We start from the raw sequence: 15,684 nt of genomic DNA, 5'->3' as shown, positions 1-15,684 counted from the left end.
CCTCGGGCTTCAGGCCTGGGCGAGCCACTTGAGCAGTGGCTGCCAGTCCTGCTGATGATCACGCACATGGGCCGAGTGGTAGTCGAACAGGCTGCGGCCCAAGCCAGCCATGACCACGTAGCCCTGGGTGTCGCGCAGGGTGGCCACCACCGGATACGGCCACTGGCCCAGCATTTCCAGCGCCTGCTGGGCGGTGTTGGTCCACGGTTTGGCGCGATTGAGCACCAGGCCCACCGGCAACTTGCGCTTGCGCACGCGCGGCACCTTGGCCAGGGTGTTGAGGAAGCCGACCGTGGCCTCGATGTCCAGGCCCGAGGGCAGCACCGGCACGACCACCGCGTCGGCCGCTTCCAGGAACGACTCCAGGTCCTGAGCCATCGCCCCGGCGCGGCCGTCGACGATCACCGTGGCGGTGCCCGGCGGCAGCCTGGACGCCCACTTGCGCCCGGTCCCGCTGACCGACGACACCGCGCTTTCCAACCCGGCCCGACGCTCGGCCCAGCGGGCCGAAGACCCCTGCGGGTCAGCGTCGACCAGGACCGTGTGCTGGCCCTGCAGGGCAAAACACGCCGCCAGGTTGGTGGCCACCGTGGTCTTGCCCGCACCGCCCTTGGAACTGGCGACCAGGATCGTCTTCATGCGCGCGCGCCTTGCAATCGTCCGGGAAGCCGGAGCGTACACCGGGCGCGCACGTGAATGCGATCACCGCCGGCCCGGCCATGCGGACTTCGGTCAGCTGCGTTTCCGGCCCCGCCCGCACACCATGACGGCCCCGCAGGTCAGCACCTGCGGAGGGCTGCGGTGACTGGGCCTGGTGCGCATCCGGCGCCGACGGGGCGACTCGCCCATGCCGGCACGGAGGTTCACGCCCGCGGCCGGGCCAGCGCCGATCGCCGGTGATGGCCGAGCCCCCACCGGCAACAGCGTGATCCAGCGGGCCCGGATGTACGCGCGGCCAGCGGCCCGGCGCGCGGGAATCCCATGCCCACATCGGGCCATGCATTGGCTGGTCGCGGCACGCCACGCCAGGACCCGTGAGCGCGGACAAATCCGCTACCGATCGTCACCAAACCCCTGGACTTTCATGGACTTATCGCTTGCAACGTGTCGCTGCGCTGCAGTACGCTCGGCGTCCCCGCACGGACCGAAGGATTGGGACGAGGACATGGAACGGCCGTTGCAGTACCCCGGCAGCCTGGACGCCGCTGGCCCCGATGACGCTGGCGAGGTGCTCGCGCGCGTGGCCGCCCGGTTGATCCTGAGCCACCAGCGCGAGGACGGCGGCGTGGCCACCCGCGGCCTGGCCCGCCAGCTGGGCGCGGCCGCGCAGGCCTGCAACGTGCAGGCGCCGGTGCTGCTGCACGCGGTGATTTCACGGCTGCCGCCGCCCGCGGCGTGCCGGCTCATCAATGCGCTGCCGGCCGGGCTGACGCTGCGCGCGCCCTGGACGCACAAGAGCCGGGTGTTCCGCGCCCTGGACGCGCTGGCGCCGCTGCGCTGGTCGCGCTATCGGCTGGGCCGTTCACGCTACGCCTGGGTGCGCCAGCGCGCCGCCGATCGCCTCGGCCTGGAAGCCTTCACCGTCGTCGAGCGGGCCACCGAGGCGGCCATCGCCCGGTTCGCCGAGGTGGTGAACCTGCACTGCTTCGCCCATTGCTTCGCCCGGGACGCCGGCTTCCGCGATCGCGCCGTGCGGCTGGTCCGTGCCGCGGCCGCGCCGGAACTGGGCAACCCTTCCGGCACCGGGCAGCGCCTGAACATGGTCGCCCTGTCCGACCTGGGCGCCTGGCACGCCAGCGCGCGGACGGAAGCGGCACGGGCCGATCACCAGCTCGGCGCCGAACTGGTGATGCTGGCCATTCCAGCCACGGTGTTCGACGCGGTGACCACCCAGATCCGCGCGCTGATGGAGGCAGACCGAGCAGACCTGCAGGAAGACCGCGCGCCGACGGCATTGGCGATGGAGCCGGATGGAGTCCGCGTGCCTACCCGTGGCGCTGACCAGGGCATCGGGAGCAAGCCCACCCGGTCGATCCTGTAGCGGGCGATGCCTGGGGGGTCACCCCAGCATGCAGCCACGCCTGTCGCCCCTGCGCCGATGCCCGGCGCGCCGCACGGCCAGCGGCGGCTCAACGCGCCAGATGCGGCAGCAGCCACGTCAACAGCGGCAGGGTCAGCATCGACAGCACGATCGAATAGCCGGTGAGGGCGGCGCACAGGCGCGGGGCCAGGTTGTGGGAGATCGCCAGCGCCGCGGCGGTGATCATGGTGGGCATGGCCGACTGCAGCATGTTGACCTGGAACAATTCGCCACGCAGGCCGAACGCATAGCTGATCGGCAGGGCGATCAGCGGCATCACCACCAGCCGCAGGACCACACCCAGGGCCAGCGGCTTGAGCTCGCGACGCGGCAGCCTGAGCCGGATCGACATGCCCACCGCGAGCATTACCAGCGGCAGCATTGTGTCGGACAGCCGCTGCAGTCCACTGCCGATCCAGTGCGGCGGCGTTTCGGGCATCAGCGTCAGCGCAAACAGCAGCGCCCACAGCGGCGGGAACCTGGCCATGCGCAGCACGATCTGGCGCGTGGTCGGGGTGGCTTGGCCCGAGTAGCGCGCCAGGATGTAGATGCCCAGCGTGGACATCATCAGGAACGTACCGAACTGGTCATAGACCACGGCATGGGGCAGTGCGTGCTCACCCAGCAGGGCGCGCACCATCGGGTAGCCGACGAAGCCGGAGTTGGAAAATCCCACGCACAGCAGCAGGCCGGCATGTTCCCCGCGCGAGAGCTTCAGCGCCCGCGTGACCAGGCCGACCAGCACGAAGGCCGCCCCCATCAGCAGCCACGGCGTGGCGACCAGGCCCAGCAGCGACCGATCCAGGTGCAGGCGCGGGACGAAGGTCAGCACCGCCGCCGGCAGGCACACGTAGGTCACCACCAGGTTGAGCACGTTGGGCGCGCCCTCCGGGAACACCTTCAACCGGGTAAACAGCATCCCCAGCGCGAGCATGGCCAGGATCAGGGCGAAGGCATCAAAGGCCACGGCAGGTTCCCGCTGAAGATAAGGACGCGCTTGCGCCGCGTCGCGGCATTGTCCGCGTGCCCGGCGGCACGGGCAAATGGCCACGCCGCCTCAGCCTGGCCGGGCCATGACCAGCACCGCCGAACCGACCTTGGCCGCGTCCGCCAACACGCCGCCCAGCGGCCCACCAGACAACGACCACACGCGGGAACACTGGCAGACGCACCGCGCACGTGCCGACCGCACCCGCACCGCACCGCACCGCACGCCACTTTCATTGGCAACCATGGCACATGCACAGGCCGGTCGCGCGGTAGCATGGGCGGCTATGTCCAAGCTCCTCAAACCCGCCGATTACCTCCAGAAGATCCTCACCGCCCGGGTCTACGACGTGGCAGTGGAATCGCCGCTGGAACCTGCGCGCACGCTCAGCCAGCGCCTGCACAACAAGATCCTGCTCAAGCGCGAGGACCAGCAGGCGGTCTTCAGCTTCAAGCTGCGCGGCGCCTACAACAAGATGGCGCACCTGACGCCCGAACAGCTGCAGCGCGGCGTGATCTGTGCCTCTGCCGGCAACCATGCGCAGGGCGTGGCGCTGGGCGCGCACAAGCTGGGGACCCGCGCGGTGGTGGTGATGCCGGTGACCACCCCGCGCCTGAAGATTGATGCGGTCAAGGCGCTGGGCGGTGAGGTGGTGCTGCACGGCGACAGCTATTCCGACGCCCACGAGCACGCGCTGATCCTGCAGCAGGCGCAGGGCCTGACCTTCGTCCATCCCTTCGACGATCCCGACGTCATCGCCGGCCAGGGCACCATCGCGATGGAGATCCTGCGCCAGCACCAGGGACCGCTGGATGCGGTCTTCGTCGCGGTCGGCGGCGGCGGGCTGATCTCGGGGGTGGCCAACTACATCAAGGCCGTGCGCCCGGAGATCAAGGTCATCGGCGTGCAGATGGCCGATTCGGACGCCATGTTCCGCTCGATCGCTGCAGGCAGGCGCGTGGCCCTGCCCGATGTCGGCCTGTTCGCCGACGGCACCGCGGTCAAGCGGGTCGGCAAGGAAACCTTCCGCATCGCGCGTGGGCTGGTGGACGAATTCGTGATCGTCGATACCGACGCGGTGTGCGCGGCGATCAAGGATGTGTTCGTCGACACGCGCAGCATCGTCGAACCGTCCGGGGCGATGGCGGTGGCCGCGATCAAGCAGTACGTGGCCACGCACAAGACCAAGGGTGCGACCTACGCGGCGATCCTGTGCGGGGCCAACATGAACTTCGACCGCCTGCGCTTCGTGGCCGAGCGCGCCGAGGTGGGCGAGGAACGCGAGGCGCTGTTTGCGGTGACCATCCCCGAGGAGCGCGGTTCCTTTCGCCGCTTCTGCGAGCTGGTCGAAGACCTGCCCGGCGGGCCGCGCAACGTCACCGAGTTCAACTACCGCATCAGCGATGCGCAGCAGGCGCACGTGTTCGTCGGCCTGACCACCCAGGGCAAGGGCGAGTCGGCCCGGATCACCGCCAACTTCGTGCGCCACGGCTTTGCCACCCTGGACCTGACCCACGACGAGCTGGCCAAGGAGCACGTGCGCCACATGGTCGGCGGGCATTCGCCGCTGGCCCAGGACGAGCGCCTGCTGCGCTTCGTCTTCCCGGAACGGCCCGGCGCCCTGCTCAAGTTCCTCAATCTGCTCAAGCCGACCTGGAACATCAGCCTGTTCCACTACCGCAACCAGGGCGCCGACTATGGCCGCACCCTGGTCGGCCTGCAGGTGCCGAGCAAGGACGACGCGACATTCCAGCGCTTCCTGGACACGCTGGGCTATCCGTACGTGGAAGAAACCGACAACCCGGTCTACCGCCTGTTCCTGCGCAATCAGGCGGCATCGCCTGTGGGCTGCCGCGCCTGATCTTGGGTCAGCAGCGTGGGCGGCAGGTGCATCCGGGGCTTCATGCCGGCTGCAACAGACGCAGGCCGAACCAGTCGCGCGCATCGTTCCAGCCGTGGGTGACCTTCAACCCGGCGCGTGCGACCAGGGCGGCAAAGCCGGCATCGGTGTACTTGTAGCTGTATTCGACCTGGATCGACTCGCCGGCCTCGAACGCAAAGGTCCTGCCGGCAACATGCACTGACTGCGCGCGCTGGCTGACCAGGAAGGTCTCGATGCGGCCGCGCTGGCGGGCATACAGCGCGCGATGACGGAAGCCATCGAGGTCGAAATCGCTGCCGATCTCGCGGTTGAGCCGCGCCAGCAGGTTCAGGGTGAACTCGGCGGTGACCCCGGCGGCATCGTTGTAGGCCGCCTCGATCAGCGCCGGATCCTTGTCCAGGTCGATGCCGATCAGGGCGCAGCCGTGGGCGCCCATGGTCTGGCGCATCGCGTCCAGCAGGCGCACGGCGTCCTCGTCGGTGAAGTTGCCCAGGGTGGAGCCGGGGAAGAACATCACCGTGCGCTGCGCCGGCACGGTACTGGTGGGCAGCTCCAGCGGCTTGGTGAAGTCGGCGCAGACCGGCAGCATCTGGATCTGTGGAAACTGCTGGGACAGCCGCGCGGTGGCCTCCAGCACCGCGGTGCGCGAGATCTCCACCGGGGTGTAGGCGACCGGTTCGCGCAGGTGTTCGAGCAGCAGCTCGGTCTTGCGCCCGCTGCCGCTGCCGTATTCGACCACGTGCGCGCCGGGGCCGATGGCCTGGGCGATCGAGGGCAGCCGCGCTTCCAGCAGCGCCAGCTCGGTGCCGGTCAGGTAGTACTCCGGCTGCTGGGTAATCTCTTCGAACAGATGCGAGCCCTGGGCGTCATAGAAATACTTGGACGGCAGCGTCCTGGGGCTCCTGGACAGGCCGGCAATGACATCGGCGGCGATGTCATCGGGCTGCGGGCGCAGGTCGGTCAGCGCATCGCGGGCGCGCTGCAGGGCATGGGCGGCGACGTTCACGTCAGATCCTTGGCAAGTCGGACACCGGCGAACTGCCAGCGTGCATCGGAGGGAAAGAAATTGCGATAGCTGGCGCGGATGTGGTTGCGCGCGGTGGCGCAGCTGCCGCCGCGCAAGACCCACTGCGCGTTCATGAACTTGCCGTTGTACTCGCCCAGGGCGCCCGGCCACGGGGCAAAGCCCGGATACGGCAGGTAGGCGCTGCCGGTCCATTCCCAGACATCACCGAACAGCTGGGCAAAGCCGGTTTCAGCCGCTGGCACCGACTGCGGATGCAGCGCATCGGTTTCGATGAAGTTGCCGTCCACGGCGAGGCCGGTGGCGGCCTGCTCCCATTCGGCTTCGGTCGGCAGGCGTGCACCGGCCCAGCGCGCGAAGGCGTCGGCCTCGAACAGGCTCAGCCCGCAGGCCGGCGCATCGGGGTCGCGCTCGCGCCAGCCGCCCAGGGTGAATTCGCGCGCCCCGTCCTGGTGCCAGTACAGCGGGCGCTGCCAGCCGCGCGCCTGCACGGTGGCCCAGCCATCGCTGAGCCAGGGCGCGGGCGTGCGGTAGCCGCCATCGTCGATGAAGGCCTGGAACTCGGCGTTGCTCACCGGCCGGCTGGCCAGCGCATGTGCCGGCACCAGCGCGCGATGGCGCGGCGATTCGTTGTCGTAGGCAAAATCCTTCGCCGCCGGCCACGAAGCTGCGCCGATCTCCACGATCTGCTCTTCGCGCGCGATCCAGCGCAGCGGGCTGGCACCGGCCCGGGTGCCGGGCAGATCCTCCCGGTAGGCCGGCTGCAGCGGATTGCTCCACAGTGCGTGCCTGATGTCGGTCAGCAGCAGCTCCTGGTGCTGCTGTTCGTGCTGGATCCCCAGCTCCAGGATGTCCAGCGCGGCATGGTCCAGCGCGTGGGCATGCAGGCGTTGCTGCAGGCGCGCTTCGACGTGCTGGCGATAGGCGCGCACCTGCTCCAGCGATGGCCGCGACAGCAGCCCGCGCCGGGGCCGCGCATGCATCGGCCCGACGCTGTTGTAGTAGCTGTTGAACAGGTAGTCCCAGGCCGGATCGAATGGGCGGTACTGCACATCGCCAGCCAGGATGAAGCGCTCGAAGAACCAGGTGGTATGGGCCAGGTGCCACTTGGCCGGGCTGGCATCGTCCATGCTCTGGACCATCGCGTCTTCGGCACTGAGCGGGGCGGCCAACGCGCGCGTGGTCGCACGCATCGCGGCAAAGCGCGCGCGCAGATCTTCGGTCCGGGATGTGAGGTCGTGGCCTGCAACGGCCGCCGGTGTCTTGGCATGCATCGGCCCATGCTTGGCCAGCGCGGGTGAAATTGCCGTTAGAGCACGGTTTCACGTCGCGCTAAGCTCACGGCATGCGCCCTGATGACTTCATCCCCACGCCGGTGGACTGGGCCCGGCGGCAGGCCGCATTCGCCCTGCCGCCGGGCACCTGCTACCTCGATGGCGCCTCGGATGGGCCGCGCCTGAGCGGTGTCCAGGCCGCCGCGCACGCGGCCATCGAGGCCGAGGCGGCGCCCTGGCAATTGCCGCATGCCGCGCTGCTGGAGCGGGTCGAGCAGACCCGCAGGTTGGCCGCCGGGCTGCTGTTCGGCGGCGACGTGGATGGGCTGGCAATGGTGCCTTCGGCGGCCTATGGACTGGCCACCGCCGCGCACAACCTGCCGCTGCAACGCGGCGCGGCGGTGCTGGTACTGGCCGATCAGTTCCCCTCCAACCTGCTGGTCTGGCAGCAGCGCTGCGCACAGGTCGGCGCGCGGGTGATCGCCGCCAGGCCCGCTTCAGGCCAGTCGTTGACCGATGCGGTGCTGGCGCGGATCCAGGACACCCCGCGCCTGGCGGTGGTGACGCTGCCGCACTGCCACTGGCATGACGGCCGCCTGCTGGACCTGGACCGCATCGCGCCGGCGGCCCATGCCGCAGGCGCAGCCCTGGTGCTGGACCTGAGCCAGAGCCTGGGCGTGCTGCCGGTGGCGCTGGCGCGCTGGCAGCCGGACTTCGTGATCAGCGTGGGCTACAAGTGGCTGCTCGGGCCCAAGGGCCTGGCCTGGCTGTGGGCCTCGCCGCGCTGGCGCCGCGAGGGCGTCCCGATCGAACACCACTGGGGCGCCCGCGACCCCGCCCAGGTCTGGACCTTCACCAGTGACGCGCTGCCGCCGTTCATGCCCGGTGCGCGCCGCTTCGATGCCGGTGGCATCGTCGATCCGCTGCGCCTGGTGATGGCTGCCGGCGGCCTGGCCCAGCTGCGGCATTGGGGCCTGTCGCGCGTGGCCGGCGCGCTGGGCGAACTCACTTCGGCGCTGGATGCTGCGCTGGACGCGCACGGTTTGTCGGCATGGAAGACGCCGGGGCATGCGCCGCACATCACCGGCTTGCGCGTGCCGGCAGATCGCCTGGACGCGGTGGCCGCGGCGTTCGCGGCGCAGCAGGTCATCTGCATTCGGCGCGGCAGCGGATTGCGCTTGGCGCCGTGCCTGAGGGTGTCGGTCGAGCAGATGGTGCGGGTGGTGGAGATCGCGGCCAGCGCTTAGCTCCACATCAGCGACCGCATTGAATGCAACCCGGCCTGCGCATCCATGTCCGCCAGCTCGTTTCGATCGTTCTTGCTGCGCGAGCTCTTGCGGAAGGGTCTGACGAACTGCGCGGCGATGATGCGCGACTGCAAGCCATGTTCTTGGCAACGCCGTGCCCAATGATGCGCGCCGCTGCACGCCTCCATCGCCACCACCGTCCCGCAACCCAAAACAGATGCTTCGCCAAATCCGCGCCGATGGTTATAGTGCTCATGGAGACTCCCTTTTCTGCTGACGGTTGTGTCGTAACACCATCACGGCCCTTGAGGCCGCAAGGGGAGGAAGCCTCTTTTTACTCATTCAAGCCGAACTGGCTTCGCGGGTCGGCTTAATTCAGGCGTTAGACGCCGATGGACAACTCCTTGCCAATCTGGCCACAGCATGAGGTGTTCTACATCGAGAGCATGCTGTTTCACACAAGGCAGGCTTGCGCATCAATGGAGTACATCTCTGACTTGATCGGCAGGATCGACAAGCTTCGAGGGGAGGGTAGAACTCCTGAGTTCGACTGCTCCATTGCCCTAGATCATGTTCAAAGCGTCGTGCTTTGTGCGGCAGCCATCTCACGCTACTTCTGGCCGGTGAGGAAAAATCACTTGCCTCGCGGTGCCTATCTTCAAGCTGTACTACAAATCAATGACGATTCTCCACTCCGCGATCGAAGCCTTAGGGATGCAGCGGAGCACTTCGATGAGCGGCTGGACAAATATTTATCGGCGGGCATTGTTGGTTTGATCATGCCCGAGTGGTTTGGTCCGACCTATGCAAGTGAGGTTCCAGCTCACTACTTCCGCGCCTACTTCATCGACTCCGGCAAATTCAAGATCCTCGGCGATGAGTTCTTCATCCAACCGATCTCTGATGAACTAGTTCGTCTCCACAACCGGCTCGTGTACCTAGTGGAGCATGGTGGGTGCTTTCCCGAAGTTAGGGCCTAACAAATCAGTCAAGCCGACGCCGCTTCGCGGCGCGGCTTAACTCAGGCGTTACGCGTCACAACGAGCTCGTTGCACGCTGTTAGCGCATTTGCTAACATGCGGCATGGCCTTCCAGATCGAGTACTTCCACCCGCGCCTTCTGGCGGAGATCGAGTCATGGCCGGTAGATGTCCTTGCGGACTATGCCGCTTGGCTGAGCTACTGGCTGAGCATGGCCCCAGCCTTCGCCTGCCTCACTCCAGGGCCCTCGGGGATGGGCTATTCGAGCTGAGGCCACGTGGGCGCTCCGGCATTGGTCGTGCCCTCTACTGCTTCTTGCTTGGCAAGCGCATCGTGATGGTCCACGCCTTCATCAAGAAAACACAAGAAACACCCGACAAAGAACTCAAGCTGGCCCGTAAACGGGTCAAGGAGCTGCAGCATGGCTAACCTCAAATACAGGCCCGTGGTACATGACCACCAGGAATTCCTGGCTCGCGCATCCAAGCGCAAGGGATTTGCTGAGGCTTATGAAGCTTTGGAGTTGGAGTATGAGCTTGCCAACCAAATGCTCAAGGCCCGCTCGCGAGCGGGTCTTACCCAAGATGCCGTCGCTGAGCGCATGGGCACTACAAAAAGCGCCATTTCGCGGCTTGAATCTGCTGGCAAAAAAAATGCGCCATCCATTGCTACTCTCCAAAGATATGCGCGGGCGGTTGGCTGCGATCTACAAGTCAAACTGATTCCACAGAAGTGACACCTAACAATGCCTTGGGAGACTTGCGGTCAGCCCCGGGTGCATGATGCTTTTGCCCTGAGCTTTCGGGCCGCTGCTGGTGATCGTGTTGTCCTGTTTGCCGCGTGCCAGGGCTTCACGTGCTGCAACCGTGCCCAATGGTGCGCGCCGCTGCACGCCTCCATCGCCACCACCGTCCCGGCCGGCAGCTGCGCCAGCCAAGCAGCAAACGCATCCCGTTTGAGATCCAGCCGGCGCAGCACACCGCCGCTGCCGTCCATCCCGCACACCGAAAACACATGCTTCGCCAAATCCACGCCGATGGTTATAGTGCTCATGGAGACTTCCTCTTCTGCTGACGGTTGTGTCGTAACACCATCATGGCCCTCGAGGCCGCAAGGGGAGGAAGTCTCTTTTTACTCATCCAAGCCGAAACCGCTTCGCGGTTCGGCTTAATTCAGGTGTTAGGCGCTGTACTCGACCGCTATGAACTATTCAAGGAAAGCACAATGGCCAGTTACAACGTATTACTGAAGTTCGATGGCACTGAAGCTAATAGTGCTCGTGAGGCAGCAGAGATAATATTTAACACTTACTTCAGTGAGTCTTTCTTTCAGCCAGCCGTGCTTGATGTAGTTGAGGCTGATACAGGAGAAGCGGAGGAGATCGAGGTTGATGATCTTAGAAACGGCTCACCGTTATATGGTCATAAACAGATTGCTGAGATTTTGCGCAGTAAAGCGTCAATTACAGTTGAGGATTTATTTAGCGTTGGAGATGACGCTGTCGTTCTTGGTCGAATTAGTAGAGGCGTGATAAGGATCGGAGACAAAATGCAGACTGAGATAAACGGCGTGAGCTATGTTGCAAATGTAGAGCGAATTGAGACGTTAGGTTCAAGCCGTGATATTGGCTACTTCACTGAGACCGTGGGACTCTTCTTTAAGGAGGAACATGCGAATAACTTTGTGGCAGGCACTGTGCTTACAGCTGCCAGTGCCTAACCAATTCCTTGGGCGGCTTCCGGTCAACCCTTGGTGCATGATGCTTTTGCCGGAGCTTTCGGGCCGCTGCTGGTGATCGTGTTGTCCTGTTTGCCGCGTGCCAGGGCTTCACGTGCTGCAACGATTGTCAGACTGCTTTCCCTCCCTTGAACGGTCTTGTTGGGCCGATGCTGCCGACCCGGACCTATGTGTAGGCCGCACCCGAAGACCTCGTTCATTCATCGGACTGTCCGGTGCGCGGGGATCAGCCGCAGCACCGTATGGACGTCCATCTGGTTGGTCAGGTTCGCTCCGGGGTGGTCTGACCTGTTGCCTACGGTGTCGCTCCACGATGAATCGAATCTTTTTCCAGGCTGCGTGAGTCATGTGGGCCGCGCGGGTCTGCTGGTGCATCGGATGATTGAGACAGGCGCATGGGTCGTAGTCGATGTCGTGCGCCAACATCGCCCAGATCTGCCATGCATGTTTGTTGGCCACAATCACCTTGCCGAACGGCATGCGCCCGTCGAACGAGCCTATCCACACCTGCTCCGGGGTGGCCTTGCTCTGCTGACGCATTTCAGGACGATCAAGCAAAGCAACAAGGTGCAATCAGGCAGGAGCAGAAGCTTTCACGCCGCTTCGCGGCGCGAGCTACTTTTGTCTTGGCAAAAGTAGCCAAAACCGCTGGCGCCTGACACTCGCCGGGCCTTCGGCCCGGTTCCCTGTGCTCCTCGCCCGAGCGGGCACGGCGCCCAAACTCGCTTCGCTCAGACAGGGCGCCTCTTCGACCCGCTCGGCCTGCGGTGCTCGGCTCGCTTTGAAGGCGCTGAAGATCAAGATCAAGATCAAGATCAAGATCAAAGGCAAAGGCAACGGCAACAGCAACAACAACAACAACAACAGCAACAGCAACAGCAACAGCAACAGCAACAGCAAGGCTATGCTCGGGCGGCTAGGCGCAGTCCCCTGGGCGTCATCAGCCGTTCGAACAGCTCGAAGGCGCCCTGGACCAGCAGCGCCAGCACGGCCGCCGGGACCGCGCCTTCCAGGATCATGCCGAGGTTGTCCAGGCGAATGCCGGTCAGGATCGGCTGGCCGTAGCCGCCGGCACCGATCAGCGCGCCCAGCGTGGCGGTGCCGACGTTGATCACCGCCGCGGTCTTGACGCCGGCCAGGATCGTGCGCAGGGCCAGCGGCAGTTCCACCCGCCACAGCCGGGTGCGCGGCGGCAGGCCGATGGCGGCGGCGGTTTCGCGCAGCTCGCGCGGGATCCCGGTCAGGCCGGCGTGGGTATTGCGCACGATCGGCAGCAGCGAATACAGAAACAGCGCCGCGATCGCCGGTCTGGCACCAATGCCGAACAGCGGGATCATGAAGACGAACACCGCCAGCGACGGCAGGGTCTGCAGCAGGCCGGTCAGCGACAGCACGCCCTGGCCCAGGCGCGGGCGGCGCGCGGCGACGATGCCCAGCGGCACGGCCACGACCAGCGCCCAGCCCAGCGAGATGCCGACCAGCGCCAGGTGCTCCAGCGTGCGCTGCGCGATCCGTGCGTGACGGCTGCCGCCTTGCGGGGCCTCCACGCCCAGCCAGGCCGAAGCAACCTGCGCTTCGCTCTGCTGCTGCAGCTTCACCTGGGCGTTGAGGCGTTGCATGGTCGCCGCATCGATCCGGCCCTGCAGCGACTGCAAGGCCTGCACGAATCCTGGCGCGCGCCGGGCCAGGTCCTGCCGATACAGAAACACCGCCTGATAATCGGGGAAGTAATGGCGGTCGTCGTCCAGCACCACCAGGTCGTAGTCCGGGATCTCCGCATCGGTGCTGTATAGGTCGGTCACATCGATCGCGCCGCTGTGCAGGGCGCGATAGGCCAGGTCGTGGTCCAGGCCATTGGGTTGCTGGGGCAGGTGGTAGGCGGCGCGCACCCCGGGCCAGCCATCGGCGCGCTGCAGGAACTCGTTGCTCAGGCCGATCTTCAGCGCCGGATGCCGGGCCAGGTCGCTGACCGCGGCGATGCCCAGCTGCCGGGCGCGCTGCCTGCGCATGCCCAGGGCGTAGGTGTTCTCGAAGCCCAGCGACTGGGTCATGGCCAGGCCGCGCCGGGCCAGCGCCGCCCTGACCTGCGCGGCATCGGCATCGGGCTGCTGCAGCAGCTCCTGCTTGAGGGTGCCGGTGTATTCGGCGTAGGCGTCGATGTCGCCTTCTTCCAGCGCCCGCCACAGGATGCGGGTGCCGCCGAGCTGGCGCTTGTGGGTCACCTCCACGCCGGCCCTGCGGCCTGCGCCCACGGCCAGCTCGCCCAGGATCACCGCTTCGGTGAAGTTCTTCGAGCCCACCGTCGCCTGCTCGGCGCCCCGGGCGGCCGATGGCAGGCACAGCAGGCCGAACAGCAGGATGTAGACCCAGCCGACCGGCGGCCTCATGCCGCCTCTTCCAGGGTGCGCTGGGCGGTGAGGAAGCGGGTCACGAAGTCATCGACCGGATGCTCCAGCAGCTCGCGCGCGCTGCCCTGCTGCAGCACGCGGCCGGCACGCATCAGCACCAGCGTATCGGCCAGGTAGGCCGCTTCGGCCACATCGTGGGTGACCAGCACCACGGTCTTGTGCAGCTGGCCGAACAGTTCGCGCATCTGGGTCTGCAGGTCGTGACGCACGACCGGGTCCAGCGCGCCCAGCGGTTCGTCCAGCAGCAGCACCGGTGGGTCGAGCATCAGCGCGCGGATCAGGCCGACCCGCTGGCGCTGGCCGCCGGAGAGTTCGGCCGGGAAGCGCGCCAGCAGCTCCATCGGCAGCTGGCACAGCTGCGCCAGCTCGGCCAGGCGTGCGCCGATGCGCGCGCGCGGCCAGTCCAGCGAGCGCGCCAGCAGCGCGGCGTTCTCGCCCGCGCTCAAGTGCGGGAACAGCCCGCCTTCCTGGATCACGTAGCCGATCCGGCGGCGCTGTTGCAGCAGGGTCGCCCGCTGCAGCGGCACCCCTTCGAACCGCACCTGGCCGCGCTCGGGCCACTCCAGCCCCAGCAGCAGGCGCAGCACGCTGGACTTGCCGGCGCCGCTGGGCCCGATCAAGGCGGTGGTGCGGCCGCGGGCGATGTCCAGGTCCAGCTGGTCCAGGGCAATGGCTTGGCCGTGGCGGTGGGTGACCTGTTGCAGGGAGAAGGTCGGCATGCGCCGATGCTGGCACAGGTCGCAGCGCCGTGTTGCCAATCCTCAGGGCGCGGCCAGCGCCTGCAGGATCTTCTGCCCGGCGCGGCCATCGGCCGGCACCAGGCCCAGGCGCTGCTGCTCCTGGACGATGGCGCGCCGGGTCCGGGTGCCGAGCAGGCCATCGGCCGGGCCGATGGCGTGGCCGCGGGCCAGCAGCAGGGTCTGCAGCCGCTTGCGCCCGGCGCGGTCCAGCGGTGGATCGTCGGTTGGCCAGCGCGCCAGCAGCGGGCCGCCGCCGCGCAGCCGGTCGGACAGCAGCGCGATGGCCAGCGCGTAGCTTTCGGCCGCGTTGTAGCGATAGATCGCATCGAAGTTGGAGAACACCAGGAACGCCGGCCCGGCCACGCCGGCCGGCAGCAGCACCGCGGCCGGCACCTCGCTGGCTGCAATCGCGCTGCCATCTGCGCGTGTGATCCCGCGCGCCAGCCACTGGCACAGCGGCCGTTTGGCCGTGCGTCCGGCCAGGGCCGCGTCGAAACCGGCCGGCAGCTTGATCTCGTATCCCCACGGCTGGCCGCGCTGCCAGCCGGCGCGTACCAGATAATTGGCGGTGGAGGCCAACGCATCGGGCACGCTGTGGACCAGGTCGCGGCGGCCATCGCCATCGCCGTCCACTGCGATGCGGCGGTAGGTGCTGGGCATGAACTGGGTCTGCCCGAACGCACCGGCCCAGGAACCGGTCAGGCCATCGGGGCTGAGGTCGCCGGCCTGCAGCAGCGCCAGGGTGGCCATCAGCTCGCCGCGGAAGAACCCCTGGCGCCGACCGAAACAGCTCAGCGTGGACAGCGACACCAGCAGCGGGCGCGTGCCCTGGACGCGGCCATAGTCGCTTTCCACGCCCCACACCGCCGCCACGGTGGCGGCATCGACGCCACGCGATTGGGCCACCCGCGCGAAGGTGTCGGAGTACTGCGCCAGCATCGCCTTGCCATCGGCGATGCGTGCGTCATCGACCAGCGGCGCCAGGTAATCCCAGATGGGCGTAGAAAATTCGGGCTGGCTGTCCAGCAGCGGCAGCACGCTCATGTCCGGGACGATGCCGGCCATGAAGCGGTCGAACGCATCGCCGGCCACGCCACTGTCCGCGGTCAGGCCACGCAGTTGCACACGGCAGCTGGCGAAGGCGCGCTGCTGGTCCGGGCTCGGCAGCGCCGGTGCCTGCTGGGCCTGGCCGGAGAATGCGAGCAGTCCCAGCGCCGCTGAGAAGCAGCGCGCAGCGATACAGGGCATATGGAAGACTCTGCAGCGGAAACGACCCGGCGATTGTAGGTCAGGCCCCGGGCCGGCTCGCTTCAACGCAAAGCAC

Annotated in this window: 15 protein-coding genes and 3 pseudogenes; 7 read left to right on the top strand and 11 right to left on the bottom strand. The window is 66.9% G+C overall.

What is annotated here, in order from left to right:
* Positions 1-9: 9 nt before the first annotated feature.
* Complete coding sequence (locus DSC_RS00950) at positions 10-639, bottom strand: ParA family protein (protein ID WP_014159232.1); 630 nt, start codon at positions 637-639, stop codon at positions 10-12.
* A gap of 526 nt (positions 640-1,165) precedes the next feature.
* On the opposite strand from DSC_RS00950, the gene DSC_RS00945 reads away from it, so the two are divergent.
* Complete coding sequence (locus DSC_RS00945; protein ID WP_014159231.1) at positions 1,166-2,041, top strand: hypothetical protein; 876 nt, start codon at positions 1,166-1,168, stop codon at positions 2,039-2,041.
* A gap of 88 nt (positions 2,042-2,129) precedes the next feature.
* Here the strand turns inward: DSC_RS00945 and DSC_RS00940 are convergent, their stop codons facing one another.
* Positions 2,130-3,047, bottom strand: a complete 918-nt coding sequence (locus tag DSC_RS00940; protein ID WP_014159230.1) for an AEC family transporter — start codon at positions 3,045-3,047, stop codon at positions 2,130-2,132.
* 307 nt (positions 3,048-3,354) lie between these two features.
* On the opposite strand from DSC_RS00940, the gene ilvA reads away from it, so the two are divergent.
* Positions 3,355-4,929: a threonine ammonia-lyase, biosynthetic gene (gene ilvA / locus DSC_RS00935; RefSeq protein ID WP_014159229.1), complete on the top strand. Its 1,575-nt coding sequence runs from the start codon at positions 3,355-3,357 to the stop codon at positions 4,927-4,929.
* 40 nt (positions 4,930-4,969) lie between these two features.
* Here ilvA and egtD read toward each other — a convergent pair whose 3' ends face one another.
* On the bottom strand, positions 4,970-5,956 hold the full coding sequence (egtD, locus tag DSC_RS00930; RefSeq protein ID WP_014159228.1) for an L-histidine N(alpha)-methyltransferase: 987 nt from the start codon (positions 5,954-5,956) through the stop codon (positions 4,970-4,972).
* Positions 5,953-7,248, bottom strand: a complete 1,296-nt coding sequence (egtB, locus tag DSC_RS00925; protein ID WP_014159227.1) for an ergothioneine biosynthesis protein EgtB — start codon at positions 7,246-7,248, stop codon at positions 5,953-5,955. The genes egtD and egtB overlap by 4 nt, the downstream gene beginning before the upstream one ends.
* 71 nt (positions 7,249-7,319) lie before the next feature.
* Here egtB and DSC_RS00920 point away from each other — a divergent pair, with 71 nt between their 5' ends.
* Complete coding sequence (locus DSC_RS00920; RefSeq protein WP_014159226.1) at positions 7,320-8,495, top strand: aminotransferase class V-fold PLP-dependent enzyme; 1,176 nt, start codon at positions 7,320-7,322, stop codon at positions 8,493-8,495.
* Between the two features lie 14 nt (positions 8,496-8,509).
* Here DSC_RS00920 and DSC_RS17185 read toward each other — a convergent pair.
* Positions 8,510-8,707 (bottom strand): annotated as a pseudogene (locus DSC_RS17185) (IS110 family transposase); the annotation flags it as partial.
* A gap of 180 nt (positions 8,708-8,887) precedes the next feature.
* Between DSC_RS17185 and DSC_RS00915 the strand changes: the two are divergent.
* The 3 genes from DSC_RS00915 (at position 8,888) to DSC_RS15905 (ending at position 10,211) form a co-directional block, all read left to right on the top strand.
* The gene (locus tag DSC_RS00915; RefSeq protein WP_014159224.1) at positions 8,888-9,475 is read left to right on the top strand and encodes a hypothetical protein; all 588 of its coding nucleotides are present in this window, start codon (positions 8,888-8,890) and stop codon (positions 9,473-9,475) included.
* A 189-nt stretch (positions 9,476-9,664) separates the two neighbouring features.
* The gene (locus DSC_RS00910; RefSeq protein WP_202944898.1) at positions 9,665-9,904 is read left to right on the top strand and encodes a type II toxin-antitoxin system RelE/ParE family toxin; all 240 of its coding nucleotides are present in this window, start codon (positions 9,665-9,667) and stop codon (positions 9,902-9,904) included.
* The gene (locus DSC_RS15905; protein ID WP_014159221.1) at positions 9,897-10,211 is read left to right on the top strand and encodes a helix-turn-helix domain-containing protein; all 315 of its coding nucleotides are present in this window, start codon (positions 9,897-9,899) and stop codon (positions 10,209-10,211) included. The genes DSC_RS00910 and DSC_RS15905 overlap by 8 nt, the downstream gene beginning before the upstream one ends.
* Positions 10,212-10,279: 68 nt before the next feature.
* Here DSC_RS15905 and DSC_RS16445 read toward each other — a convergent pair.
* A pseudogene (locus DSC_RS16445) lies at positions 10,280-10,528 on the bottom strand (IS110 family transposase); the annotation flags it as partial.
* Between the two features lie 42 nt (positions 10,529-10,570).
* On the opposite strand from DSC_RS16445, the gene DSC_RS16440 reads away from it, so the two are divergent.
* The gene (locus DSC_RS16440; RefSeq protein WP_158308221.1) at positions 10,571-11,194 is read left to right on the top strand and encodes a hypothetical protein; all 624 of its coding nucleotides are present in this window, start codon (positions 10,571-10,573) and stop codon (positions 11,192-11,194) included.
* A 381-nt stretch (positions 11,195-11,575) separates the two neighbouring features.
* Here the strand turns inward: DSC_RS16440 and DSC_RS17180 are convergent.
* The 5 genes and pseudogenes from DSC_RS17180 to DSC_RS00885 form a co-directional block, all read right to left on the bottom strand.
* Positions 11,576-11,737, bottom strand: a pseudogene (locus tag DSC_RS17180) (IS110 family transposase); the annotation flags it as partial.
* A 90-nt stretch (positions 11,738-11,827) separates the two neighbouring features.
* Positions 11,828-12,112 carry a hypothetical protein gene (locus DSC_RS16970; RefSeq protein ID WP_014159220.1) on the bottom strand — a complete coding sequence of 95 codons (285 nt, stop codon included), beginning with the start codon at positions 12,110-12,112 and terminating at the stop codon, positions 11,828-11,830.
* 2 nt (positions 12,113-12,114) lie between these two features.
* Positions 12,115-13,599, bottom strand: a complete 1,485-nt coding sequence (locus tag DSC_RS00895) for an ABC transporter permease/substrate-binding protein (RefSeq protein ID WP_014159219.1) — start codon at positions 13,597-13,599, stop codon at positions 12,115-12,117.
* Entirely contained in the window at positions 13,596-14,339 is a 744-nt protein-coding gene (locus tag DSC_RS00890) for an ATP-binding cassette domain-containing protein (RefSeq protein WP_014159218.1), read from the bottom strand. The genes DSC_RS00895 and DSC_RS00890 overlap by 4 nt, the downstream gene beginning before the upstream one ends.
* 42 nt (positions 14,340-14,381) lie before the next feature.
* The gene (locus tag DSC_RS00885) at positions 14,382-15,608 is read right to left on the bottom strand and encodes a lytic murein transglycosylase (RefSeq protein WP_014159217.1); all 1,227 of its coding nucleotides are present in this window, start codon (positions 15,606-15,608) and stop codon (positions 14,382-14,384) included.
* Between the last annotated feature and the right edge of the window lie 76 nt (positions 15,609-15,684).

It is taken from the genome of Pseudoxanthomonas spadix BD-a59, assembly GCF_000233915.3.
Lineage (GTDB): Bacteria > Pseudomonadota > Gammaproteobacteria > Xanthomonadales > Xanthomonadaceae > Pseudoxanthomonas_A > Pseudoxanthomonas_A spadix.
This window is presented reverse-complemented; position numbering and strand designations above follow the sequence as displayed.